Annotated in this window: 27 protein-coding genes; 12 read left to right on the forward strand and 15 right to left on the reverse strand. The window is 73.1% G+C overall.

The window, feature by feature from the left end; all coding sequences use genetic code 11:
- Positions 1-27 precede the first annotated feature (27 nt).
- Together ACU436_RS09300 and ACU436_RS09305 are read left to right on the forward strand one after the other, a co-directional pair.
- Entirely contained in the window at positions 28-360 is a 333-nt protein-coding gene (locus ACU436_RS09300) for a PadR family transcriptional regulator (protein WP_459023623.1), read from the forward strand.
- Positions 357-1,052, forward strand: coding sequence for a permease prefix domain 1-containing protein (locus ACU436_RS09305; RefSeq protein WP_459023625.1), 696 nt, complete (start codon positions 357-359; stop codon positions 1,050-1,052). The genes ACU436_RS09300 and ACU436_RS09305 overlap by 4 nt, the downstream gene beginning before the upstream one ends.
- 101 nt (positions 1,053-1,153) lie before the next feature.
- Here ACU436_RS09305 and ACU436_RS09310 read toward each other — a convergent pair whose 3' ends face one another.
- The 7 genes from ACU436_RS09310 to ACU436_RS09340 all read right to left on the reverse strand — a co-directional run bounded on the left by ACU436_RS09310 (position 1,154) and on the right by ACU436_RS09340 (position 9,167).
- Complete coding sequence (locus tag ACU436_RS09310; RefSeq protein WP_459023627.1) at positions 1,154-2,071, reverse strand: ABC transporter substrate-binding protein; 918 nt, start codon at positions 2,069-2,071, stop codon at positions 1,154-1,156.
- On the reverse strand, positions 2,068-2,829 hold the full coding sequence (locus tag ACU436_RS09315) for an ABC transporter permease (RefSeq protein WP_459023629.1): 762 nt from the start codon (positions 2,827-2,829) through the stop codon (positions 2,068-2,070). The genes ACU436_RS09310 and ACU436_RS09315 overlap by 4 nt, the downstream gene beginning before the upstream one ends.
- Positions 2,826-3,491, reverse strand: a complete 666-nt coding sequence (locus tag ACU436_RS09320; RefSeq protein WP_459023631.1) for an ABC transporter permease — start codon at positions 3,489-3,491, stop codon at positions 2,826-2,828. Before ACU436_RS09320 ends, ACU436_RS09315 begins: the two co-directional genes overlap by 4 nt.
- A gap of 14 nt (positions 3,492-3,505) precedes the next feature.
- On the reverse strand, positions 3,506-4,603 hold the full coding sequence (locus ACU436_RS09325) for an ABC transporter ATP-binding protein (RefSeq protein WP_459023633.1): 1,098 nt from the start codon (positions 4,601-4,603) through the stop codon (positions 3,506-3,508).
- Between the two features lie 103 nt (positions 4,604-4,706).
- A complete protein-coding gene (locus tag ACU436_RS09330; protein ID WP_459023635.1) occupies positions 4,707-7,262 on the reverse strand; it encodes a putative bifunctional diguanylate cyclase/phosphodiesterase in 2,556 nt (851 codons plus the stop codon).
- A gap of 174 nt (positions 7,263-7,436) precedes the next feature.
- Positions 7,437-8,597, reverse strand: a complete 1,161-nt coding sequence (locus ACU436_RS09335) for an NAD(P)-dependent malic enzyme (protein WP_459023637.1) — start codon at positions 8,595-8,597, stop codon at positions 7,437-7,439.
- A 210-nt stretch (positions 8,598-8,807) separates the two neighbouring features.
- Complete coding sequence (locus tag ACU436_RS09340; protein ID WP_459023639.1) at positions 8,808-9,167, reverse strand: S26 family signal peptidase; 360 nt, start codon at positions 9,165-9,167, stop codon at positions 8,808-8,810.
- Positions 9,168-9,196: 29 nt separating this feature from the next.
- Here ACU436_RS09340 and sodN point away from each other — a divergent pair, with 29 nt between their 5' ends.
- From sodN to ACU436_RS09355, 3 genes are all read left to right on the forward strand, one after another.
- A complete protein-coding gene (gene sodN, locus ACU436_RS09345; protein WP_459023641.1) occupies positions 9,197-9,613 on the forward strand; it encodes a superoxide dismutase, Ni in 417 nt (138 codons plus the stop codon).
- 468 nt (positions 9,614-10,081) lie between these two features.
- The gene (locus ACU436_RS09350) at positions 10,082-10,675 is read left to right on the forward strand and encodes an acid phosphatase (protein WP_459023644.1); all 594 of its coding nucleotides are present in this window, start codon (positions 10,082-10,084) and stop codon (positions 10,673-10,675) included.
- Complete coding sequence (locus ACU436_RS09355) at positions 10,672-11,151, forward strand: GNAT family N-acetyltransferase (protein ID WP_459023646.1); 480 nt, start codon at positions 10,672-10,674, stop codon at positions 11,149-11,151. The genes ACU436_RS09350 and ACU436_RS09355 overlap by 4 nt, the downstream gene beginning before the upstream one ends.
- 146 nt (positions 11,152-11,297) lie before the next feature.
- Here ACU436_RS09355 and ACU436_RS09360 read toward each other — a convergent pair whose 3' ends face one another.
- The gene (locus ACU436_RS09360) at positions 11,298-11,711 is read right to left on the reverse strand and encodes a hypothetical protein (protein ID WP_459023648.1); all 414 of its coding nucleotides are present in this window, start codon (positions 11,709-11,711) and stop codon (positions 11,298-11,300) included.
- Between the two features lie 539 nt (positions 11,712-12,250).
- On the opposite strand from ACU436_RS09360, the gene ACU436_RS09365 reads away from it, so the two are divergent.
- Positions 12,251-12,502 carry a WhiB family transcriptional regulator gene (locus ACU436_RS09365; protein WP_343943538.1) on the forward strand — a complete coding sequence of 84 codons (252 nt, stop codon included), beginning with the start codon at positions 12,251-12,253 and terminating at the stop codon, positions 12,500-12,502.
- 159 nt (positions 12,503-12,661) lie between these two features.
- On the opposite strand, the gene ACU436_RS09370 is transcribed toward ACU436_RS09365, so the two are convergent.
- A complete protein-coding gene (locus ACU436_RS09370; protein WP_459023650.1) occupies positions 12,662-14,152 on the reverse strand; it encodes a sensor histidine kinase in 1,491 nt (496 codons plus the stop codon).
- Positions 14,153-14,235: 83 nt separating this feature from the next.
- Between ACU436_RS09370 and ACU436_RS09375 the strand changes: the two genes are divergently transcribed.
- On the forward strand, positions 14,236-14,310 hold the full coding sequence (locus ACU436_RS09375; protein ID WP_369805044.1) for a 50S ribosomal protein bL37: 75 nt from the start codon (positions 14,236-14,238) through the stop codon (positions 14,308-14,310).
- 46 nt (positions 14,311-14,356) lie between these two features.
- On the opposite strand, the gene rsrA is transcribed toward ACU436_RS09375, so the two are convergent.
- Together rsrA and ACU436_RS09385 are read right to left on the reverse strand one after the other, a co-directional pair.
- Entirely contained in the window at positions 14,357-14,698 is a 342-nt protein-coding gene (rsrA, locus tag ACU436_RS09380; RefSeq protein WP_459023652.1) for a mycothiol system anti-sigma-R factor, read from the reverse strand.
- The gene (locus tag ACU436_RS09385) at positions 14,695-15,387 is read right to left on the reverse strand and encodes a sigma-70 family RNA polymerase sigma factor (RefSeq protein ID WP_459024312.1); all 693 of its coding nucleotides are present in this window, start codon (positions 15,385-15,387) and stop codon (positions 14,695-14,697) included. Before ACU436_RS09385 ends, rsrA begins: the two co-directional genes overlap by 4 nt.
- Before the next feature lie 221 nt (positions 15,388-15,608).
- On the opposite strand from ACU436_RS09385, the gene ybaK reads away from it, so the two are divergent.
- Positions 15,609-16,082 (forward strand): Cys-tRNA(Pro) deacylase, encoded by a 474-nt coding sequence (gene ybaK, locus ACU436_RS09390; protein ID WP_459023654.1) that lies wholly within the window; start codon positions 15,609-15,611, stop codon positions 16,080-16,082.
- Positions 16,083-16,567: 485 nt separating this feature from the next.
- On the opposite strand, the gene ACU436_RS09395 is transcribed toward ybaK, so the two are convergent.
- Together ACU436_RS09395 and ACU436_RS09400 are read right to left on the reverse strand one after the other, a co-directional pair.
- Positions 16,568-17,185: an alpha/beta hydrolase family protein gene (locus ACU436_RS09395; RefSeq protein WP_459023656.1), complete on the reverse strand. Its 618-nt coding sequence runs from the start codon at positions 17,183-17,185 to the stop codon at positions 16,568-16,570.
- Between the two features lie 151 nt (positions 17,186-17,336).
- Entirely contained in the window at positions 17,337-18,125 is a 789-nt protein-coding gene (locus ACU436_RS09400) for an SOS response-associated peptidase (RefSeq protein ID WP_459023658.1), read from the reverse strand.
- Positions 18,126-18,223: 98 nt separating this feature from the next.
- Here ACU436_RS09400 and ACU436_RS09405 point away from each other — a divergent pair, with 98 nt between their 5' ends.
- From ACU436_RS09405 to ACU436_RS09420, 4 genes are all read left to right on the forward strand, one after another.
- A complete protein-coding gene (locus ACU436_RS09405) occupies positions 18,224-18,625 on the forward strand; it encodes a hypothetical protein (protein WP_459023659.1) in 402 nt (133 codons plus the stop codon).
- Positions 18,626-18,671: 46 nt separating this feature from the next.
- Positions 18,672-19,943, forward strand: coding sequence for a 3-phosphoshikimate 1-carboxyvinyltransferase (gene aroA / locus ACU436_RS09410; protein ID WP_459023661.1), 1,272 nt, complete (start codon positions 18,672-18,674; stop codon positions 19,941-19,943).
- On the forward strand, positions 19,940-20,938 hold the full coding sequence (gene rsgA / locus ACU436_RS09415; RefSeq protein WP_459023663.1) for a ribosome small subunit-dependent GTPase A: 999 nt from the start codon (positions 19,940-19,942) through the stop codon (positions 20,936-20,938). Before aroA ends, rsgA begins: the two co-directional genes overlap by 4 nt.
- A gap of 61 nt (positions 20,939-20,999) precedes the next feature.
- Positions 21,000-21,422 carry a DUF1707 SHOCT-like domain-containing protein gene (locus ACU436_RS09420; RefSeq protein ID WP_459023665.1) on the forward strand — a complete coding sequence of 141 codons (423 nt, stop codon included), beginning with the start codon at positions 21,000-21,002 and terminating at the stop codon, positions 21,420-21,422.
- A gap of 166 nt (positions 21,423-21,588) precedes the next feature.
- Here ACU436_RS09420 and ACU436_RS09425 read toward each other — a convergent pair whose 3' ends face one another.
- Positions 21,589-22,098 carry a DUF6912 family protein gene (locus ACU436_RS09425; RefSeq protein ID WP_459023666.1) on the reverse strand — a complete coding sequence of 170 codons (510 nt, stop codon included), beginning with the start codon at positions 22,096-22,098 and terminating at the stop codon, positions 21,589-21,591.
- 5 nt (positions 22,099-22,103) lie between these two features.
- Positions 22,104-23,513 carry a WS/DGAT/MGAT family O-acyltransferase gene (locus ACU436_RS09430; RefSeq protein ID WP_459023668.1) on the reverse strand — a complete coding sequence of 470 codons (1,410 nt, stop codon included), beginning with the start codon at positions 23,511-23,513 and terminating at the stop codon, positions 22,104-22,106.
- Positions 23,514-23,680 lie beyond the last annotated feature (167 nt).

Consider the following 23,680-nt stretch of genomic DNA (forward strand, 5'->3'; position numbering starts at 1 on the left):
GGCACGGGATAGGTAGGATTCCTGGATATGAAGCCCGACGCCGTCCGCGGCCACCTGGACGGGCTGATCCTCGCGGTGCTCGAGGACGGCCCGCGGCACGGCTACGCGATCATCGAGGCGCTGCAGGGCCTCAGCGGCGGCCGGCTCGACCTGCCCACGGGCACCGTCTACCCGGCCCTGCGCCGCCTGGAGCGGGCGGCGCTGCTGTCGGGCGCCTGGAGCACGGTGGGCGGGCGCGAACGGCGCACGTACACCCTCACCAGGGCCGGCCGGCACGCCCTCGCCGGCCAGCGCGCCGACTGGACCGAGTTCAGCGCGGTGGTCGATGCCGTCCTGCGGCCGGCGGCAGGCACGTCGTGACGGCCGCCGTCGACCCGGTCCGTGCCCACGTCGCCGAGCTCGACCGCGTGCTGCGCGGGCCCGCCGCCGTGAAGCGGAGCATGATCGCCGAGGTGCGCGACGGCCTCGCCGACGCCGTTGCCGGCCACCTCGACCGGGGCCTCGACCCGCAGCGCGCCGCCACCGCGGCCGTCCGCGAGTTCGGTTCCGTACGCCAGGTGGCTCCGCTGCTGCAGGAGGAGCTCACCGCCCGGCAAGGACGGCGCACATCGCTGCTGCTCGTCGTGACGTTCCCCGCCGATCTCCTCGCGTGGGACGCGCTGTGGATGACGGGACACGGCTGGCCGGCTCCCCCGACGGCCGCGGTCACCGCGCTGGCCCGCGCCACCGACGTCCTCACCGTGCTGATCACGGCGGCCGCGTTCGTCCTGCTGCTGGCCACGTTCCAGGGCCACCCGCTGTCCCGTTGGGTCACCGGGCTCACCGGCCTCCTCGGCGCCCTCGGCGTCGTCGGCTGCGGCGGCATGTCCGTCGTCATGAACCTCTTGATGCCCGGCGAGGACGGACCGCTCCCGGTCACCCCGGCGACCGGCCTCGTCATCGCGTTCACCGTGGTGGTCGGCGGGCTGGTGACGCGGTCCGCCGCCCGGTCGCTGCGCTTCGCGCGCGCTTCCCACGAGTCAGATCAGGGAGCGGACCCGCAGGTCGGGTAGGGCCGCCGCCAGCAAGTCGAAGGAGATCAATTTTCGTACGAACGGCACTCTCGTCCAGCTCTATCGGACGAGAGTGCCGTTCGTACGATCGGATCTGGCGGCTACATCCCGTTGGCGGAGAGCCAGCCCTTCGCGACCGTGTCGACCTCCGGCTTGTCCGGGGCGTTGAGCTGGCGGTTCAGCTCGACGAGGCCCTCCGTGTCGAGCTTGGCCGACACGGCATTGAGCGCCTCGGTGACCTGCGGGGTTGCCTTCGCCGAGTTGATCAGCGGCACGACGTTCTGCGCGGCGAAGTTGCTCTGCGGGTCCTCGAGCGCCACGAACCCGTTCTCCTCGATGGCGGGGTCGGTGGTGAACAGGTCGGCTGCCTGCACCGTGCCGTCGGCGAGCGCCGCGACCGTGACCGGCCCGCCGGTGTCGAGCGCGCGGAACTCCTTGAACGTGCACCCGTAGGTCTCCGCGATACCCGGCAGCCCGTCGGGCCGGGTCTCGAACTCGGGCGGGCCGCCGAACACCAGCTGCCCGCACACCGGTCCGTAGTCGGCGAGCGAGGTGCCGTACTGCTGCGCGGTGGCGGCCGTGACGACGATCGCGTCCTTGTTCTCGGCCGCCGAGCGCTCGAGCACGGTGAGCGGGGCGGGCGCCTGGGCCTTCAGCGCGTCGTAGACCGCGTCCGGGGCGGTCTCGGTGGCGTCGGGGTTGATGAACTGCAGGAGCACCCCGGTGTAGTCGGGGACGAGGTCCCACGAGCCGTCCTTCATGCCCGGGAAGTAGACCTCACGGGCACCGATGCCGAAGTCCCGCTCGACCGTGACTCCGGCCTTCTCCAGCGCCTGCGCGTAGATCTCCGCGAGGAGGCGGTTCTCCGGGAAGTCGGCGGATGCGATGCGGATGGTGTCGGCGGCCGCGGGTTCCTCACCGCCGCCGCCCGGGGCGAGCGGGTCGCCCCCGCCGCCGCATGCCGACAGCAGCAGTAGCCCTGCGAATGCGCCGGCGAGGAGGGTGGACGTGCGCTTCATCGTTCGACTCCAGCGAGTTCGGGAGCGGGGGTTCGTGGGGCGGGAGGAGCGTCGGGTTCGGGGCGGGCGACGTCGACGGTGGGCGATCGCAGGGAACCGCCGCGCAGGCCGGGCGAGACGACCGCCCGCTGCACCAGCGCGAGCACGGCCTCGACGACGAGCGCGAGCAGGGCGATCAGCAGTGCGCCCGCGACCATCTGGGCGTAGTCCTGCTGACGCAGACCGTCGATGAGGTAGCGGCCGAGCCCGCCGTAGCTCACGTACGCCGCGACCGCCGCAGTGGCGATCACCTGCAGCGCCGCCGACCGCGCGCCGCCGAGCACCAGCGGCAGCGCGTTCGGCAGCTCGACCTTGAAGAGCAGTTGGGCCTCCCGCATGCCCATGCCGCGGGCGGCGTCGACGACCGACCGGTCGACGTTGCGGACGCCCGCGTACGTGCCGGCCAGCAGTGGCGGCACGGCGAGCACGGTGAGGGCGAGGACGACCGGGAGCAGGCCGATGCCCATCGAGAGCACGAGCAGGATGAGCAGCCCCAGCTCGGGAAGCGCCCGCAGCCCGTTGGCGACGCCCACGACCAGGAAGCTGCCCCGCCCGGTGTGCCCGACCACCACCCCGATCGGGACGGCCACCACCAACCCGAGCAACAACGCGAGCCCGCTGTAGTACAGGTGCTCCACCAGCCGGATCGGCACACCGCCGCCGCCGGTCCAGTTCGCGGACGTGGTGAGCCACGCCACCACCTCGTTGACGATGTTCACGCTCGGCTCCTCGTCGTCCCTCGGCTCGCCCGTTCCCACGGGGTGGCGAGGCGCCCGGCGGCGAGCAGGACGGCATCCGCGAGCAGCGCCAGAATCACGATCAGCGCGATGCCCGCCACGATCTCGCTCGGGATGTTGCGCTGGTAGCCGTCTGTGAAGAGACCGCCGAGCCCGCCGACACCGATGAGCGCGCCCACGCTGACGAGGCTGATGTTCGCCACCGTGGCGACGCGCAGGCCCGCGACCAGGACCGGGACCGCGAGGGGGAGCTCCACCGCGACGAACCGCCTCGCCGGGCGGAACCCCATCGCCGTGGCGGAGGCGACGACCATGCCCGGTACGGCGGCAAGGGCGTCGGCGATGGTGCGCACGAGCAGCGCGACCGTGTAGATCGTGAGCGCGACGATGACGTTGACGGGGCTCTTGACCTGCGTGCCGAGGATGCCGGGGAGCAGGACGAACAACGCGAGGGACGGGATCGTGTAGAGCAACCCGGATGCGGGGATGAGCACGGCGCGCGCCGGGGCGCTGCGGTTGGCGTACCAGCCGAGCGGGACGGCGAGCACCAGCCCGATGATCACCGGCAGCAGCGACAGCACCACGTGCTCGCCGAGCAGCCCGACGATCCGGCCGACGTTGCGGGGGATCCACTCCCAGACCACGGACGGGTGTCCTCTCAGGCCGCGGCCACGTCCCGCCGGACATCGTCCAGCGCACGCAGCACGTCATCGGCGGTGATCGACCCCGCAACCCGCCCCTCGCCGTCGATCGCGACGCCGCGGCCCGACGGCGACGACAGCGCCGCGTCCAGTGCGCTGCGCAGCGAACCGCTCCCGATGTCGTAGAGCGACCCGCCCGGCACGAGGTGCTCGGCGTCGACGACGGTGGCCCCGTTCCGTTCCGCCCCGTTCAGCCAGCCCTGCGGGTAGCGATCGGAGTCGACGACCAGCACCCAGGCGTCGTCGTCGGGCAGCGGCTCGCCCAGGCCGACGGTGGGCAGCTCGCCGATGGGGATGTCGGCGGACGACAGGAAGCCGAGGCCGCGGTAGCCGCGGTCGCGACCCACGAAGTTGTCGACGAAGTCGTCGACGGGCCGGGCGAGGATCTGGCCCGGCTGGTCGTACTGCGCGAGCACGCCGCCGACGCGCAGCACGGCGACCTTGTCGCCCAGCTTGATCGCCTCGTCGATGTCGTGGGTGACGAACACGATGGTCTTGCCCAGCTCGGACTGCAGGCGCAGCAGCTCGTCCTGCAGGCTCTCGCGCACCACCGGGTCGACCGCGCTGAACGGCTCGTCCATGAGCAGGATCGGCGGGTCGGCGGCCAGCGCCCTGGCCACGCCGACGCGCTGCTGCTGCCCGCCCGACAGCTGCGAGGGGTAGCGCCCCGCCATCTCCGACGCCAGGCCGACGATCTCCATCAGGTCGGCGGCGCGCGAGCGGGCCTTCGCCTTGCTCCAGCCGAGCAGCAGCGGGACCGTGGCGATGTTGTCGAGGATGGTGCGGTGCGGGAAGAGCCCCGCCTGCTGGATGACGTAGCCGATGCCGCGGCGCAGCTCGGCGGCGTCGGTGGCGGTGACGTCGCGCCCGTCGACCATGATCGTGCCCTCGGTGGGCTCGATCATGCGGTTGATCATCCGGAGGGACGTGGTCTTGCCGCAGCCGGACGGCCCGACGAAGACCGTGATCCCACCGGCCTCGACGACGAGGTCGAGGTGGTCGACCGCAACGGTGCCGTCGGGGAAGCGCTTGGTCACGCCCCGGAACTCGATCATCCGAGGGACCTCCGTGTTCGCCGACGACCCCTTGCCGGTCGCCACTAACCAGCGAGGCTAACGTGAGGGACCGACAACCGCGACCGATGTGATCGGTCCGCGATCAGACGGCCCATGAACGGCCGGCGGATGCGGGGGTCGCGAGCCTCCCGCGGGCGAGGACGTCACGCACGCCGGCGGACCGCACCGGCCGGGAGAACAGCCAGCCCTGGTAGGCGTCCACGCCGATGCCGCGCAGCACGTGGAACTGCTCCGCCGTCTCCACGCCCTCGGCCACGGTGGTGCGCCCCATGGCCCGCGCCATGTCCACGACGGCGCGCGCGACGGCGAAGTCGGCCGGGTCGTCGGCGATGCCGGTCACGAACGCGCGGTCGACCTTGACCGTCTGCGCCGGCAGCTCCTTGAGCCGCGCCAGCGAGGAGTAGCCGGTGCCGAAGTCGTCCACGGCGAACCGGACACCGCGCTCGGTGAGCTCGGCCATCGCCGCGAGCGCGGGCGGTGGGAGGGCGACGAGGCTGGTCTCGACGAGCTCGAGCACGAGGCGGTCCCACTCGAGGCCGGCCTCGGAGACGGCGTCGCTCACGGCGGCGCTGAACCCCGCGTCCCCGGGCAGCAGCCCGGCCAGGTTCACGGCGACCGCGCACCGGCGCCCGCGGTGCTCGGGCCAGGCCGCCGCCTCGCGCGTGGCGGCGCGCAACACCCAGAGGTCCAGGTCGCGCAGCAGGCCGCTGCGCTGCGCGACGGGCAGGAAGTCCGCAGGCGGGATCAGCCCGCGCTCCGGGTGCGGCCAGCGCACGAGCGCCTCGGCCGAGAGCACCGTGCCGTCGGGGCCCACCACGGGCTGGTAGTCGAGCACGAGCCCGTCGCCCGCGATCGCCGCCCGCAGCTCGGCCTCCAGCTCGAGGGCCTTGGTGGCCGAGCTGACCACGCCGTCGGTGGCGATCCCGATGCCGCCGCGGGACTGCCGGCGCTTGGCGTCGTGCATGGCCGCCTCGGCGAACCGCAGCAGGTCGGCGGCCCGCACCTCGCCCGTCGGCACCGGGGTGGCGAGCCCGACGGACGCCGTCATCTGCACCGGGCGCCCGTGCACGGTGATCGTGGTGCGCAGCAGGTCGGCGACGGTCCGCGCGAGCAGGTCCGGCCCGCCGACCTCGGCGTGGTCGGCGCAGATCACGACGAACTCGTCGGCGCCCAACCGCGCCGCGGTGCAGCCGAACGGCAGCTCGCGCTGCAGGCGGCCGGCGAGCGCGACGAGCAGGTCGTCACCCGCGTCGTGGCCGAGCGAGGAGTTGACGCGCGCGAAGTCGTCGAGGTCGCCGCACACGACCGCGACCCGGTCCCGGTCGGGCCCCGCCAGCAGCCGGTCCACGAGCTCGAGCCCCGCGGCGCGGTTGGGCAGGCGCGTGAGCTCGTCCACCGTGCCGGCGCTGCGCAGCAGCTCGGCGGCCCGGCGGCGGTCCGAGACGTCGGTGCACGCCACCAGCCAGAACCATCCGCCGTCGTCCGCGGCCGTCGCGGTGACGGCCAGCTCGCACCACACCGTGGTGCCGTCGGCGCGACGCAGCGGAGCGCTGTCGACGCGGTAGGCGTGTCGTGCGCCCGTGGGGACCGGCCGCAGCCACCCCGGCAGCGCCGCCTCGCCCGCCGGTGCGTCGTCGGCGGACAGGGCGGTGGCCGCGGTGCCCCGCAACCGTTCGAGGGGGACGTCCAGCAGCGCGCACATGCCCCCGTTGGCGTCCACGACGCGGCCCGCGGGGTCCAGCAGCGCGACGCCGCCGGGCACGAGCGCCATCAGGTCGGCGAAGCGCCTGCCCGCGCGCTCCGTCCGGAACCTGGCGATCCGGTCCGCGCTCACGTCGTGCACGATGCCGACCAGCCGGACCGGGGCCCCGTCCGCGCCGCGCTCCACCTGGGCCCGGCAGCTCAGCATCCCGTCCCCGGGCAGCTGCACCTCGACGTGGTGGTCGGCGACGGCGTTCCCGGCACGCAGCTCCGCGCACAGCGCAGCCACCTGCTCGCCCTCGATGGGCCCGGAGCCGCGGTCCGGGTCGATCCCGACCGAGCCGTAGAGCTCGTCGAGCGTCCCGCTGCGCTCCAGGGAGGAGGTCGCCAGGTCGAAGGACCAGGTCCCGATGCGGGCCAGCCGCTCGAGCTCGCTGACCCAGACCGGGTCCACCACCGGCGCGGCGTCCCGCTCGAGGATCACGACGGCGGTCAGGCCGACGCCCGGCAGCGGCCACCGCACCGCGCGGACGGGCACGAGGCTCCCGTCCGCGCGCACCAGCTGCGTGTCCTGGTCCGGCCCCACGAGGAGCCGGTGCATCCGGGCACCGACGAGCGCCCTCGTCTCCGCGGCCCCGGCCAGGGCCGCGAGCGCGTCGTTGGCGCGCACGACCCGGTCGTCGAGGTCGTGGAGGAGCGCGGGCCCCGCCGGGAGCGGAACGGCAGGGCACCGCTCCCGATCGGGCGCCGGGGCCTCCGCGACGGCACGGGCCAGCGTGGAGGCGAAGAACGCCGCCTCCGGGTGCACCTCGGCACCGAGCACGGCGTGCCGCTCGCGGTACATGTCCGCCCGCAACACAGCGTCGGACCCACCGTGCGGCTCGGTCGGTGGCTCGACCACCGGGCCATCGCCGAGGCGGTGTCCGAGCTCTCTCACGTGCGTCTCCCAGCGTCGCGGCGTCGATACTCATCGCTACAACGACGGCGACGGCCACACGATCTGCCCGAAATGCTCGGTCGGCCTACACCGCCACGAGTGAGTGAACGGCCCCGTCGACACCGTGCGTGACGATGCTGATCACCATCGGAGCAAACGTGCAGGCCCGGGGCCTCAGGTAGTACCGTCCGCCGCCGCGGCGACGGCTGACGACACGGCCAGGGCGACCCGCGGGTCGAACGGGCTCGGCACGATCGCGTCCGCCGAGAGCTCCGCGGACGCCACCGAGAAGATGGCCTCCGCCGCCGCGAGCTTCATCGCATCCGTGATGCGTCGCGCCCCCGCGTCGAGGGCACCGCGGAACACTCCCGGGAACGCGAGCACGTTGTTGATCTGGTTCGGGAAGTCGCTCCGCCCGGTGGCCACGATGGCGGCGTGCCGCTTCGCGACGTCGGGGTGCACCTCGGGGTCCGGGTTGGAGAGCGCGAAGACGATCGCGTCGGCCGCCATCCGCGCCAGCAGCTCCTCGGGCACCGTCGCGCTCGACAGGCCCACGAACACGTCGGCGCCCTCGAGGGCCTCGGCCAGGCCGCCGGTCACCCCCCGCGGGTTGGTGACGGCGGCCAGCGCCGCCTTCTCCCCGCCGCGCCCGGCGTCGAGCACACCGCGCGAGTCGAGGACGACGACGTCGGGCACGCCGGCCGCGAGCAGGATCCGCGCGCACGCGACCCCCGCCGCCCCCGCCCCGGACACGACGACGCGCAACCCGTCGAGCCCGCGGTCCTGCACCGCGCAGGCGCCGCGCAACGCGGCGAGCAGCACGATCGCGGTGCCGTGCTGGTCGTCGTGCATGACCGGGCAGTCGAGCGCCTCGACGAGCCGCCGCTCCAGCTCGAAGCAGCGCGGCGCGGCCACGTCCTCCAGGTTCACCGCGCCGAAGCTCGGGCGCAGCCGCACGAGCGTCTCGACGATCTCGTCGACATCGGTGGTGTCGAGCACGAGCGGGATCGAGTCCAGCCCGGCGAACGCCTTGAACAGCGCGGACTTGCCCTCCATCACGGGCAGCGCGGCGCGCGGGCCGATGTCGCCGAGCCCGAGGACGGCCGTGCCGTCACTCACGACGGCGACGAGGCGGTTGGTCCAGGTGTAGCGGGCCACGAGGCCCGGTTCGGCGGCGATGGCCCGGCTGACCTCGGCCACGCCGGGCGTGTAGGCGACGGCGAGGTCGCGCGCGTCCGCCAGCGGGGCGGTGAGCGCGGTGCCCAGCTTGCCGCCTCCGTGTGCGGCGAAGATCTCCTCGCGGGTGGGGATGGTGCGTTCTGAAGCGATCGTCACGGGTCCACTTCCTCGTGGTGCTCAGGGGCGCCGACACGGGCGCCTGCGCTCGCCGTGCACCGGGGGCCACGGGTCCGCGACCACTGCCGGACGGCCGAGCGCCGAGCAGCCGCAGGATGCCGCGGCGAGCCCGGCGGAAGGGCAGTCGGGTACCGCGCCGATCTTACGCAGCCGGCCGCCCGCTCCGAGCGGGAAGGCGACGAACGGCACTCAGGCGACGCTGCGGAACCGCCGGGGACGGGGCCACATCCGGCACCGCACCACGGCGAGCACCGTGGCGGGGCCGAGCGTCCGTGAGTCGGTCGAGCCGAAGTCGTTGTCGCCGAGCACCCACCAGCCGTCCTCCGAGGGCCGCGCGGCCCGCTTCACCGACAGCTGCTCCGGCCGGGCGGTCCAGCGCACCAGCACGACGTCCCCGGCACGCACCCGGGCTCCGAACCGCACGAGCAGGACGTCCCCGTCCCGCAGCGTGGGCGACATCGACGGCCCTCGCACAGCAACCCTCCGCCAGTGCACGCCCACCCCCTCATCACCCTGCTGTGCCCCGACGCCGGGAGTAGTGTCGGACACGCCAGAACGATCACCATCAGGGAGGACCCATGCGGCTGCTCGCCCGCATTCTCCGCCCGCGGCTGGAGGCCACCGCGCACTGCGACCTCCCCTGCGGCGTGTACGACCCGGCACAGGCCCGGATCGAGGCCGAGTCGGTGAAGGCGATCCAGGAGAAGTACCAGTCCAACGAGGACCCGGAGTTCCGCTCGCGGGCGCTCGAGATCAAGGAGCAGCGCGCGGACCTGGTCAAGCACCATCTCTGGGTCCTCTGGACCGACTACTTCAAGCCCCCGCACTTCGAGAAGTACCCGGAGCTGCACGAGCTGTTCAACAAGGCCACCAAGAAGGCGGGCGGCGGCCCCGGGGGCGCCAAGGCCTCCTCGGACCCGGCCACCGGCCAGGAACTGCTCGACTACATCGCCCAGATCGACAAGATCTTCTGGGAGACCAAGCAGGCTGCCTGATCCAGGCGATCGAAGCGGCGCTGACCAGCGGGAATGACCTTCCGCTGGTCAGCGTCTTTCTCGTTGTCGGGCGACTTTCGGCGGCCCGGTCACGGTCCAGACGGCCCCCGGACAGCCCAGGTCGGGAGCCCGGGCGAGCGCATCGTCTCTAGGTCATGAGTCAGGTGCGGGACCCGTTCTTGACCTCAACGTGAGTGAAGCCCGGACCATGCTGGGCATGGACTTCGATGTCGATGAGTTCTTGCTGGGTCCGCTGACGGCGCGTGTCGCAACATCTGGCCCGACCGTCCGTCCCACGTGGTACCTCTGGGAAGACGGCGCATTCTGGATCCTCACAGCGGTCTGTCGCCCGCAGTCCCATGATCGCCGTAAGCGGTCGTGGAGCCGCAGATTTGCGGCTCTGGAACCGCACCTGGCGATCATCGGAGGGACGGCCGGGTTCGCACTCACCCATCTAAGGTCGAGGCCATGACCGGTCGCGTGTTCCTGCTCCGTCACGGAGAGACCGAGTGGTCGCTCTCCGGCAAGCACACCGGCCGCACCGACGTCCCCCTCACCGAGCGGGGCCGGGAGCTCGCGGCCGCCGCGGGGCAGCTCGTCACGGACCTGCACGACCCCCCGCCCGCTCTCGTGCTCGCCAGCCCGCGCAGCCGTGCGCAGGACACCGCCCGGCTCGCCGGGTTCCGCGTCGACGGCGTCGACGAGCGGCTCTCCGAGTGGGACTACGGCGAGTACGAGGGCCGTACCACCGCCGAGATCCGCGAGTCGGTGCCGGGATGGACGGTGTGGACGCACCCGTGCCCGGGCGGGGAGACCGCCGACGAGGTCGGCACGCGGGCCGACGGCGTCATCGCGCACGCCGCCGACGCGCTCGGGCGGGGCGACGTCGTGCTCGTCGGGCACGGCCACTTCAGCCGCGTCCTCGTGGCCCGGTGGATCGGGCTGTCACCCACCGACGGCGTCCGGTTCGCGATGGAGGCGCCGTCCTGGGCGGTGCTGGGCGACGAACGCGGCGTGCCGCGGCTCGACCACGTCAACCTGACCCCGAAGGGCCACCAGTGATCCGGGAAGCACGCGCCGAGGACGTACCCGCGGTCGTCGGCCTCGTCCACGAGCTCGCCGAGTACGAGCGCAGCCCCGAGCTGTGCACGCTCACGGAGGAGCAGCTGCACGCCGCCGTGTTCGGCCCCGACCCCGTGGCGCACTGCCACATCGCGGAGTCGGCGGGCGAGGTCGTGGGGTGCGCCATCTGGTTCCGCAACTTCTCGACCTGGCGCGGGGTACCCGGGATCTACCTCGAGGACCTGTTCGTGCGGCCGGCCCACCGCGGCAGCGGGCTGGGCAGGGCGCTGCTGGCCGCGCTCGCCGCCGTCTGCGCCGAACGCGGCTACGCCCGGCTCGAGTGGCAGGTGCTCGACTGGAACGAGCCGTCGATCGGCTTCTACCGGGCGCTGGGCGCCGTGGCGATGGACGAGTGGACGACGTACCGGCTCGACGGCGAGGCGCTCACGACGTTCGCGAAGAGCGCCGAGGGCTGACGCCCGGCAGCTCGCCGGCGGACGACGCGGCCGGTGCCCGGCGCGCGCCGCGGCCGCAGGCACCCCGTCGCCGAGCGCTGCGAGCGCCTCCCGCGGGACCAGTCCACCGAAGGCACCGGGACGGCCTGAGATCGATACGGCGGGCGCTATCCCTGCCGCCGCAGCTCGTCCATCCCGATCGCCCAGGTCCTGGAGGCCTCGCTGATCAGCAGCAGGAACGTGCAGACGACGTATACGCCCGCCAGGATGCCGAGCACGAGCTGGTGGGACGGCCCGATCAGCGTGTAGACGACGGGCAGGAGCAGCAACTGCGTGACGATCGCCGGGGTACGTGCCCAGCGACGACCGGCAACCAGGCCGAGCCCGACGGCGATGAGCGCGGCTCCGACGAGCACGAAGTAGCCGGCCTCACCCACGATGTCGCGCACCAGCAGGTCCGTGTCCTCCGCACCCAGCGCGCGCACGACCAGGGCGACCGCGAAGCCCAGCCCCAGCAGGCCCTGGGCGCCGACGAGCACGCCGGCCAGACGTACCTGGCGCGGCGCCCGCTCCGAGCTCATGCCCTCGAGGATAGGCCCGTGACGCCCGCGAACCCGGGGCGGTTGCCCGACCTGGGGCCCGGCGACCACGACTCCTGGCCGTGTCCGGCGCGCTACGCGTCGTCGTGCGAGGAACGCAACTCGTCGCAGCCAAGCGCGCCGATCACCCGCTGGAGTGACGATCGGAGGCCATTCACCGCTGCTCGTGGACCGTCGAGCCGATAAGGGCTCGCACCTGGGGAAACGTTGCCCCATGGTAGTCACGGACAAGCGAGTGATCGTAAGTGGACCTCTCGCATGGTCCGACCGGGCGCGGGGTAATCGGGCCCGGTGGGCGGTTCGGGGTTGATCGCTCAGCGCAGCGGCACGGCAGGCGGTACGGGCACAGTAACCGTCAGTACTGGCGCTCGTTGCGTTGAGTGGGTGAGAGTGCTCACCTGGGTGGACCTCGACCCTTGAAGATCGAGCGTGCTCGTGAAACTATTCACAAGCGCGTCCACAAGACCGTGACAGACGATCGGCGCGACCCCGATCGCGCAAGCACAAGGAGCCGAAGACCAATGGATTGGCGTCACCGCGCTATCTGCCGCGACGAGGACCCCGAGCTGTTCTTCCCCGTGGGGACCAGCGGTCCTGCGCTGCTGCAGATCGCCGAGGCCAAGACCGTCTGCCGGCGCTGCCCCGTGGTCACCGAGTGCCTCAGCTGGGCGCTCGAGAGCGGCCAGGATGCAGGCGTCTGGGGCGGCATGAGTGAGGACGAGCGCCGGGCGCTGAAGCGCCGCAACGCGCGCACCCGGGCACGTACTGCCTGATATATCCCTTCCTTCCCCAACCGCGGGCCCGAAGCCGGACTGCACCCGGCTCCGGGCCCGCGGTCGTTGCACCGGGCGCACGCGGGGGCTGCTCCGGAGGGGGCCGACGGTCCGGGCGGCGCGACCACGCCTGCAGGACCAACGGCCTCCTGGTGAAGGCTAGCGTCCCCGCAACGAGAGCTTGATGACGGCCTCCGTTCCGCCTCCCGCGCGGGGCCGCACCTCCAGCACGGAGCCGAGTTCGGAGTCCACGAGGGTCCGCACGATCTGCAGACCAAGGCCGGTCGAACGCTCCAGGTCGATCCCCTCGGGGAGGCCACGCCCGTCGTCGCCGACCACGACCTCGAGCTCGCCGCTCGAGCGGTTCGCCGACACCACCACCTCCCCCGCCCGCCCGGGGTCGAAGGCGTGGGCGAGGGCGTTGTGCACCAGCTCGGTGAGCACCAGCACCAGCGGTGTGGCCAGCGCGGCGGGGAGCGTGCCGAAGCTGCCCTCCCGGCGCACCTTGGCCCGGGACTCCGCGGTGGCCCCGTCACCGATGGCCGGCAGCACCTTGTCGACGAGCTCGTCGAGGTCCACCCGCTCGGCCACCGAGACCGACAGCGCCTCGTGCACCAGCGCGATCGAGTTCACCCGCCGCACGCTCTCGGCGAGCGCGATCCGCGCCTCCGGGATGGCCGTGCGGCGTGCCTGCAGCCGCAGCAGGGCCGCAACCGTCTGCAGGTTGTTCTTGACCCGGTGATGGATCTCCCGGATCGTCGCGTCCTTCGACAGCAGGGCCATGTCGCGACGGCGCAGGTCGGTGACGTCACGCACCAGTATCAGCGCGCCCGCCGCGTCGCCGCGGGGCCGCAACGGCATCGCACGCACCAACATGACCGCCCCGCGGGCGCGGACCTCCATCCGCAGCGAGTGCTTGCCGTCGAGCGCACCCTCGATCCGCTCCGCGACCTCCGCCGCGTCGAACGGGTCGTGCACCACCTCGCGCATCGCGTCCGCGAGGACGACGCCGACGAGGTCGCTGGCGTGGCCCATGCGGTGGTACGCCGAGAGGGCGTTGGGGCTCGCGTACGCCACGAGGCCGTGCGCGTCCAGCCGGATCAGGCCATCGCCCGCCCGTGGGCTGCTGACGGCTCCCACGGCCTCCGCGGTGGGCGGGAAGGTGCCGTCGGCCACCATCTGGCACAGGTCGGACGCGCTGCCGAGGTAGGCGATCTCCAGCGGGCTGGGCACCCGGGGCATGGCGAGGTTGGTGTCCCGGGAGAGCACCGCGATCACCGAGCCGCCGAACCGCACCGGGATCGTCTCGCGCCGCACCGGCACCTCCAGGTGCCAGCGTGGGTTCTCCTCACGGCAGATCCGGCCCTCGACGACCGCGCGCCGCAACTGCGGGCTCTCCGTGGCGCCGATCCGGGCGGCCACGATGTCCTCGGGGTGCGCGGTGGGCGCCGTGGTGGGACGGGCCTGCGCCACGCAGAGGAACTCGCCGCCGCCCGCCAGGTTGATCCCCGCCAACGGGATCCACAGCAGGAAGTCGGCGAACGACATGTCCGCCAGCAACTGCCACTCGGCGACGACACGCTGGAGGTGCTCGACCGCGTCGCCGCGCAACTCCGTGTGCTCGGCGAGCAGCTCACTCAGGGTGGACACCCGATGCCGCCTCCCGGTCCGTACTGGGGTCCATGAAACCACGTGGGAGAATCGGCGCATCCCGCGGAGTGAGGAGGTCGAGCATGTCCAAGCGCGCACGCAAGCGCCGCGACCGGAACAAGAAGGGCGCGAACCACGGCAAGAAGCCGAACACCTGACAGCGCCCCGGTCCGCGGGGGCGGCGTCCCGTCGTCCCCGCGGGTGCTAGCCGCGCTGTTCGATGCGCGTGCTGCGCACCTCGACCGTGGTGGTGGTGCCCTGAGGGCCCTCCTCCACCGTCACCGCGGCCTGCTCCAGGACCGCCACCCGGATCTGCTGGCGCAGCCGGTCCTTCAGCCCCGCCGGGGCGTGCTCACCGCCGCACTTCGCGGCCAGGAGCCTCTTCAGCTTCTCGTCGAGGCCGTACTCCGACAGGCACGGCTCGCACTCGTCCAGGTGCTGGGCGAGCAGCCTGCGCCGCGAGTCGTCGCACTCGTGGTCGAGGAAGAGCCACACCTCGGCGAGCACTTCGGAGCAGTCGGTGTCGTGATGGTTGCCGCAACTCATGAGGAGACCCCCTCCTCCTGCCGTCCGCGCATGAACCCGCGGTCACGGGCGGTGCCGGTGAGCAGGTCCCGCAGCTGCCGCCTGCCCCGGTGCAGCCGGGACATCACGGTGCCGATCGGGGTGCCCATGATGTCAGCGATCTCCTTGTAGGCGAAGCCCTCGACGTCGGCGAGGTACACCGCCATCCGGAAGTCGTCGGGGAGCTGCTGCAACGCAGCCTTCACGTCGTTGTCCGGAAGCCGGTCCAGCGCCTCCATCTCGGCCGACGGCAGCCCCTGCGAGGTGTGCTCTCCCGCCTGGGCGATCTGCCAGTCGGTGATCTCCTCGGTGGGCGCCTGCACCGGCTGGCGCTGCCGCTTCCGGTAGCCGTTGATGTAGGTGTTGGTGAGGATCCGGTACAGCCAGGCCTTCAGGTTCGTGCCCGCCCGGAAGGTGCGGAACGCCGAGTAGGCCTTGAGGTAGGTCTCCTGGACGAGGTCCTCGGCATCGGCCGGGTTGCGCGTCATGCGCAGCGCCGCGCCGTACAGCTGGTCGATCAGCGGCATGGCGTCGCGCTCGAAACGAGCCGCGCGCTCCTCGGTGGTCTCATCGGACTCGCCGGCCGGCTGTCCACCGTCCGCGCTCTCGTTGACCGGGCGGCCGTCGCGCTGGTCGTCGACGGCGTCTGCCGCGTGCTCGGTGCCGGGCACCGCGCTCCTCTCGCGCCGGGTCGCCCGCGCGGCGACCTCGGGAACGGTCACCCCCGTGGCGACCGCGTAACGCCCTGAGGGTACGCCGCCCGGCCCGGTCGAGCCCGCCCGGCGCACCCGGTCGGTGCGCGGCCCCTCCATCACTGCCTGTGTCACGGCTGCGTCAACACCCCGCGGTAGCGGGTGATTCCCCGCGCAATGACTGTTCTAGTCTCCGCACCGTGGCAGGCAAGGGGACCCCGGCGACGGCGCTGCTGACGAAACAGGGCGTCACCCACCGGGTGCACAGCTACGACCACGGCGCCGGGCAGGCGTACGGCCCCGAGGCCGCCGACCGGCTGGGGCTCGACCCGGAGCGGGTGTACAAGACGCTGGTGGCCGAGGTGGACGGCACGCTCACCGTGGGCGTCGTACCGGTCTCCGCCACCCTCGACCTCAAGGCACTGGCCGGGGCCGTCGGCGGGAAGCGCGCCCGCATGGCGGAGATCGCGGCGGCCGAGCGCGCCACCGGTTACGTCGCAGGCGGCATCTCCCCGCTGGGGCAGCGCAAGCGCCTCCCGACCGTGGTCGACGCATCGGCACAGCAGTGGGAGACGATGTTCTGCAGCGGCGGCCGCCGGGGCCTGGAGATCGAGCTGGCCCCGTCGGAACTGGTGCGCCTGTGCGGAGCGACGGTGGCGGAGATCGCCGCCTGAAACGCCGGCCCCGCCCGGGCCGACGACCGCCGGCAGTGGGGACGACCTCCACATGAAGAGTGCGGCCGAGGCGGTGATCAGCAGTACTCCACGGTGGTGGCGACAGCGATGGCCTGCTGCCCGCCGTGAGTGGAAATGGGGCCCCAGCGTCCGCATGGAGCGCGTTGCCGAGTCGGTTGCGGCGGCCGCCCTCGGACGGCGTTCAGCCACCGGAGCTGCGTGGCCGTCGATCGGTGGATCGACGGCCACATGAGGCTGTTGCCAGATCCAGCCGCCGGGCGCCGGCCCGTGATCGGCGGTATCGGTTGTCCATGGTTGTAACAACGACGATGTGCACCCGATAACGGCAGGCCAGTGCGTCGATCAAGGGCAGATCGTGGCTGTTGAAGATGGCGGGCTCAGCTGCATTTCGCCTTGATCGCCGAACGCCGGCGCGGCCGGTGATCAGCAGTAGCTGCTCGCACGTGATCACACATATGCCGCGTTCAGCGACGAGACCTGCTCGTCCCGAGCTCCGGCAGGCGCTCCCCCAACCACGAGGTGACTGCCGCCCGGAGGCCGGGCGCGTCGGACTTCAGGCTGTGGTCGCCGCGCAGCAGCACCACGTCCCGGCCCGGCGCGGGCTCCGGGCGGCCGAACGGGTCGGTCTGCCCCTGCACGACGAGGATCGGCACGGTCGGCATCGCCAGCTCGGGGAGCCGGTCCTTCTCAGGCCTGCCCGGCGGGTGCACGGGGAACGCCAGGCACAGCACGCCCACCGTGCCCGCGTCCGTTGCCGTCCGGCAGGCCACCCGCGCACCCGAGCTGCGCCCCCCGACCACGAGCGGCAGGTCGTCGCGGACGTGTTCCACCACGGCGAGCCAGGCCGCGTCGAGCTGCGCCGCGGGCGCCGGGGCACGCCGGCCGGCCACCCGGTACGGCTGCTCCACGAGCACGACGTGCACGCCGAGGGCGAGGGCCACCCCCGCCGCGACGAGCAGGTCGGGGGCTCCGACGCCACCTCCGGCGCCGTGGCCGAGCAGCAACCGGCCCCGCGCGGGACCGTCGGTGTCGCGGCGGGTGATGCGGGCCGGACCGTGCGGCGTGGGGACCTCGGTGGTCACGCCTCCAGGATCAGAGGTCGGCATCGACCCAATGTAGAGGCCTTCTACGCTCTGCCGTCCGACGACGACGCCGTGGGGCCGCGTTATGGAGCCACAACGCGATCTGCACGCCCGCCGAAACAGCACTACGGCTCCATAGTGCTGGGCCCGTCTACTTTGCGTTCGGCCCTGACAGGAGGTCTAGTTGGATCGGCTCCCGCTCCTCCGCCATGGCCTCCAGCAGCTGCGGTCCGTTGTTGCGGACGCTGTTGACCAGCGCCGACACCGGCCGGAGCTCCAGCTGTGCGACGAGGTCGGGCGAGGGCGGTGTGATGAGCGACGCGACCTCGTCGTCGTCGGCGTGCCGGTCGGGGTCGAGCCACGCGTCCCACGCGGACGACGGCAGCACCAGCGGCATCCGGTCGTGGATCTGGGCGAGCGGGCCGACGGCGCCCGTGGTGAGCACGGTGGCGGTGACGAGCCCGTCCGGGTAGGCGTTGTCCGGGTCGTCCTTGGGCTTCCAGTACTCCCAGAGCCCGGCCATGGCGAGCGAGCTGCCGTCGGCGTAGTGCGTGTAGTAGGGCTGCTTGTGCTCGGGGCCCCGCTGCCACTCGAACCAACCATCGGCGGGGATGAGGCAGCGGCGGGCGTTGAACGCCCGGCGGAACGCCGGCTTCGTGGCCACCGACTCGGACCGCGCGTTGATCATGCGCGCGCCGCCCTTCGGGTCCTTCGCCCAGGACGGCACCAGGCCCCAGCGCACCATCCGCAGCGTGCGCTCGGTGCGGTCCGGGTCCGGGGTGCCCTCGGCGTCGCGCGGGTGTCGCTGGACCACGGTGATGATCTGTTTGGTCGGCGCGACGTTGTAGTCCGCCTGCGCCGCGCCGTCGGTGGCGTCGACGGCGCGGAACTCGTCGGCGAGGTCCGCGGGAGCCTTGATCGAGGCGTATCGGCCGCACATGCCTCCATCGTTGCAGCTCGGCGGCCGCCCGGCTCGGGACCTGCCGCAGTCGTCGCGGAAGGGACCCGCGGGACGCGCCGCGCGGTTACGCTCGCGTCATGCCCGATCCCGCCGAAGGCGATCTCGAGGGCCGAGTGCGCGAGCTGGAGCGTGAGGTGGCGCGCCTGAAGGACGGCGTCGAGATCTCCCGCGCCGACGCCGCGGCCGCTCGCGTGCTCGCCGGCGGCGCCGACCGCGACGTGTCGGACATCAAGACGCTGCTGCGTGCCCACACGCAGACACTGAACGCCCTGCGCGAGACACAGCTGGAAGAGCACGGCGAGCTGACAGCGCTCGACGACAAGGTGACCTCGCTCGGCGACAAGTCGACATCCCTGCAAGCCCAGCTCGATGGTCTCCGGTCGGAGGTGCAGCGTGGCTTCGGGATGCTCCAGACCGGGATGGCCCAGATCATCGCCTCCCTCCCGGGCCGGCGAGGCGGCCCCGATCAGCCCGGATGAGCCCGTCGCGGCTGAGCCTCCGCCCGCCATGCGGAATCATGGTGGGGTGACCGCACCCTGGCCCGCCCCGCACGCCGCCACGCCCGTTCGCGGCCGGGTGAGCGTGCCGGGCTCCAAGTCCGTGACCAACCGCGCGCTGCTGCTCGCCGCGCTCTCCGGCGGGCGGGCCACCGTCACCGGAGCGCCCGAGTCCCGCGACACCGCGCTGATGGTGGGGGCGTTGCGCGCGCTGGGCGTGCCGGTCGAGGTCGACGGGGAGCGGATCGCGTTCGGCGGCCACGACGGGCTGCGCGGCGGCGGGAGCGTGGACTGCGGGCTCGCCGGCACGGTGATGCGGTTCGTTCCGCCCGCGGCGGCGCTCGCCGACGGGCCGGTCACGTTCGACGGCGACCCGCGTGCCCGCGAGCGCCCGATGGGCACCGTGCTGGACGCGCTGCGCGCCCTCGGCGCCCGCATCGAGGGCGAGGCACTGCCGTTCGTGCTGCACGGCGCCGGCGGCCTGCCCGGCGGCACCGTGGTGATCGACGCGTCGGCGTCCTCGCAGTTCGTCTCCGGGCTGCTGCTCTCCGGTGCCCGCTACGACAAGGGCCTCACCGTGCACCACGACGGGAAGCCGGTGCCCTCGCTGCCGCACATCGAGATGACGGTGGCGATGCTCCGCGAGGCCGGGGTCGAGGTCGACGACTCGGAGCCGAACACCTGGCGGGTCGCCCCCGGCCCGGTCGCGGCCCGCGACTGGGCGGTGGAGCCGGACCTGTCGAACGCCGCGGTGTTCCTCGCCGCCGCGGCCATCACCGGAGGCGAGGTCACGGTCGCCGGCTGGCCCGCCCGCTCCACGCAGCCGGGCAGCGAGATCCTCTCGGTGCTCGGGCAGGCGGGCTGCGCGGTCATCCCCGGCCCCGACGGGATGACCGTGCGCGGACCGGCCGAGCTGGCGGGCGTGGACGTCGACCTGCACGACGCCAGCGAGCTGACTCCCACGGTTGCCGCGGTGGCCGCGCTCGCGGCCGGGCCGTCACGGATCCGCGGTGTCGCCCACATCCGCGGTCACGAGACCGACCGGCTTGCCGCGCTTGCCGCCGAGCTCACCGCGCTGGGCGGCGACGTCGACGAGATCCCGGACGGCCTGGAGATCCGGCCCGTCCCGCTCACGGCCCGGCCGGACCGGCCGTGGGGCGCATACGCCGACCACCGGATGGCCACCGCCGGCGCGCTGGTGGGACTCGCGGTGCCGGGCGTCGCCATCGACGACATCGGCTGCACCGACAAGACCATCCCCGACTTCCCGGCCCGCTGGGCGGCGCTGCTCGCAGCGTGAAGCCTCGCGAGTACGACGAGTCCGACGTCCGGGTCCGGCCCGGGCGCCGGGGCTCGCGGCCGCGCAGCAAACGCCGCCCCGAACACGCCGACGCGGCGGAGGCCATGGTCACGGCGGTGGACCGCGGCCGCTGGACCTGCGCGCTCGGCGGTGACGCCCACCGGCCGCCGGTGATCGCCATGCGGGCCCGTGAGCTGGGCCGCACACCCGTCGTCGTCGGGGACCGGGTGGGCCTCGTCGGGGACCTCTCCGGCACCGTCGACACGCTCGCCCGCATCGTGCGCGTCGAGGAGCGCCGGACCGTACTGCGGCGCACCGCCGACGACACCGACCCGTACGAGCGGGTGGTCGTCGCCAACGCCGAACAGCTGGTGATCGTCACCTCGATCACGGATCCGCCCCCGCGCAGCGGTTTCGTGGACCGCTGCCTGGTGGCCGCGTACGCAGGCGGTCTCGCTCCCGTGCTGTGCCTGACCAAGGCCGACCTCGCCGACCCGGAACAGTTCGCCGCGCCGTACCGGGAGCTGGACCTCCCCGTGGTCGTCACCCGGCGCGACCGCGAGCCCACCGCCCTCGCCGAGGTGCTCCGCGGCCGGGTCTCCGCGCTCGTCGGCCACTCGGGGGTCGGCAAGTCGACGCTGGTCAACGTGCTCGTGCCGGACGCGGCTCGGGCCGTGGGGGTGGTGTCGGCCGTGGGCAAGGGCCGGCACACCACCACGGCGGCCCTCGCGCTGCCGCTGCCCGACGAGCTGGGGGCCGGGTGGGTGGTCGACACCCCGGGCGTGCGCTCGTTCGGCCTCGCCCACGTCACGGCGGACGACGTGCCGGCCGCGTTCGACGACCTCGCCGACGCGATCGAGGACTGCCCCCGGGGATGCGGGCACCTCGGCCCACCGGCAGACCCGGAGTGCGCCCTCGACACCATGGTCGAGGAGGGCAGGTTGCGGCCCGGCCGGCTCGCGGCGCTGCGCCGGGTCCTCGTAGCCCTGCGGTGAGGCCCGCCGGGATGGCAGACTTGCGTTCGCGACCCAGCCGCCGAAGCGCAGCGGAGGCCATGTGACCAGCGAGGAGCCGTCGCCACTTCGCATCGGCCACGCGGAGCGCACGTCGGCGCAGCAGGCGCTCGACGAGCACCTCGCGGCGGGCCGGTTGGGCGTCGACGAGTACGCCGACCGCTCGGCGGCCGCCGCGAACGCGGTCGTGGCGGCCGACCTGGCAACCCTGTTCACCGACCTGCCGCAGCCCCACCCGGAGTTGCCGGGCGGCCCGGCCGGGCCCCCCACGACGGCACCGCTGCCGACGACACCGCCGCCCGGCGAGGTGGCACCGGCGAGCGGTGGTCCACTCGCGAACCTGGGCCCGGGGATGATGGGCCTCGCCGTGGTGGCCGCGATCGGGTTGTTCCTGCTCACGCGGCAGGCCGGGGTCTTCATCCTGATCCCGCTGGCGGCCGTGCTGCTGTGGTTCTCCCGGCGCTGACGGCCCGGGGTCGCTGCTCGCGGCGGCCACCTCGGAGCGCCTTGATCGCCACGGTCGTGACAGGAGCCGCGGATGGTGCTTGTTGCCGAACCGGCATTACCGGATCTTGGGGTTGCGTTGGCGGCCGTCCGAGGACTGTCGCTACGGCCGGAGTCGTTCAGGACCCCTACGACCGGCCCTCCACCAGGAACGCCACCTCGGACGGGTCGTACCAGGCCAGCTCGTGGTCCTCCGCCTCGCCCACGAGGAACTCGGCGTCGAGGTCCCCGAGGTCCGCCGCGTCGACGGCGCCCGCGGCCCCGCGGACCGCGTACGCGGCCTCCTCGGTGTCGACGTGCACCGCGGCGATCGACTCGAACGGCACGGACCCCGAGATCCGCACGGCGCCGTCGTCGAGGTCGGGGCGCAGCGTGACGTCGTCGAGGTCGGCGGACACCACGATGCGCCGCGCAGGCGTCGCATCCTCGCCGAGGCCGAACTCGACGGAGAGCAGCCGCAGCGACGCACGGGCGGCGTGGCTCATCGCCGCGTACTCGAGTTCCTCGTCGTCACCGCTGGTGTAGGCCTCCCGCAGGGCGGGGGTGAGGGCGAACGCGGTGCCGCCGATCGGGTCGAGCACCCCCGTCTTGACCAGCGTCCGCAGCATCGGCCATGTGGCCGGGACATAGATGCGCATCAGGATCACGCCACCGTGGTCAGGAGCTCGTCGAGGGACTCGTTCACCATCCCGGCCAGCACGTCGAGATCGTGCATGGCGTCGCGGTCCCCGTTGAACCCGTAGTAGACCCCGCCGTCGTAGGAGGTGAGACCGATCGCGAGGGCCTGGCCCTTCGCGAGCGGCACGACGGGGAACATCTCCAGCATGCGGGCACCGGCGGCGTAGAGCGGGAACTGCGGTCCCGGCACGTTCGTCACCACCAAGTTGAAGATCCGCTTCGAGAACCCGCTGGCGGCACGCGCCCCCAGGGCGTGCAGCGTAGGCGGCGCGAATCCGCCGATGCGGACCAGGGTGTCGGCACCCACGGACTGGCCGCCCGCCGTGTGCTCGCGCATCGCGTGCGTGACGTGGTGCAGGCGCACCACCGGGCTCGGCTCGCCGACGGGCAGGTCCACCAGGAACGACGTGACCCGGTTGCCCAGCGACCCGGCCGTGGCGGAGCTGGGCACGTCGGCCTCCCCCCTGACCGACAGCGGCACCATCGCCCGCACCGTGGACGACGGCGTGACCGGCTCGCCGCGGGAGAGCAGCCAGCTGCGTAGGGCACCCGAGATGACGCTGAGCACGACGTCGTTCACGGAGCACCCGTGCGCGGCGCGAACGCGCCGGTAGTCCTCCAGCTCGGCCCGGGCCACCGCGAACCGCCGCTGGGTGGAGATGTCGACGTTGAGCGGGGTGCCCGGAGCGGGCCTGCTCGCCGTCCACACCATCGAGAACAGCTTGCCGGCCGCGCCCGCGACCTTGTTGACGGTGGCCATCGCGTCGCCGGTGGCCACCCGGACGTTGTCGACGGCCTCCCCGGGGCGCGCGACGGCCTCGGCGACGGCGCCGAGCACCAGTTCCGCGCCCGACGGCTCCGGGCGGGGCATCCACAGCTCCTCGGGCACCACCCGCGGTTCGGCGGACACGTCGAGGATCACCTGCCCGATGTCGATCGCGCTGATGCCGTCGACCATCGCCTGGTGGGTCTTCGTGACGACGGCGATGCGGCCCTGCGCCAGCCCTTCGACCAGGTACATCTCCCAGAGCGGGCGCGTGTGGTCCAGCGGGCGCGACATCAGGCGCGCGACGAGCTCGGTGAGCTGCTCCTCGGAGCCCGGCTTGGGGAGCGCGGAGCGGCGGACGTGGTAGGCGACGTCGAAGTCGGGGTCGTCGATCCACACCGGCCGTGCGAGGTTGCCCGGCACGTACCGGACCTTCTGCCGGTAGCGCGGCACGAGCGCGATGCGCTGCTCGACCAGGTCCACGAGCCGGTCGTAGTCGAACCCCGCCCTCGACCGCCGGAAGATCGACACGGCCCCGACGTGCATCGGGGTGGTGGGCTGCTCCAGGTACAGGAACGAGGCGTCGAGGGGCGAGAGCCGGGGCGGCATGTGGTGATCGTAGGCCGTGCCCTGTGGACCCCGGTCGATGAAATTCGTGATCCAGACAGCCTCTGGCAAGGCGGAGGCACGAGCCGTCGTATCGGGTATACCCGGTCGTGCCTCCAACGCGGCCAGGGGCCGTCCGGGCGCGAAGGTCGCGATCGGGGTCCGCAGGG

The organism is Pseudonocardia wallangbongensis, assembly GCF_054486945.1.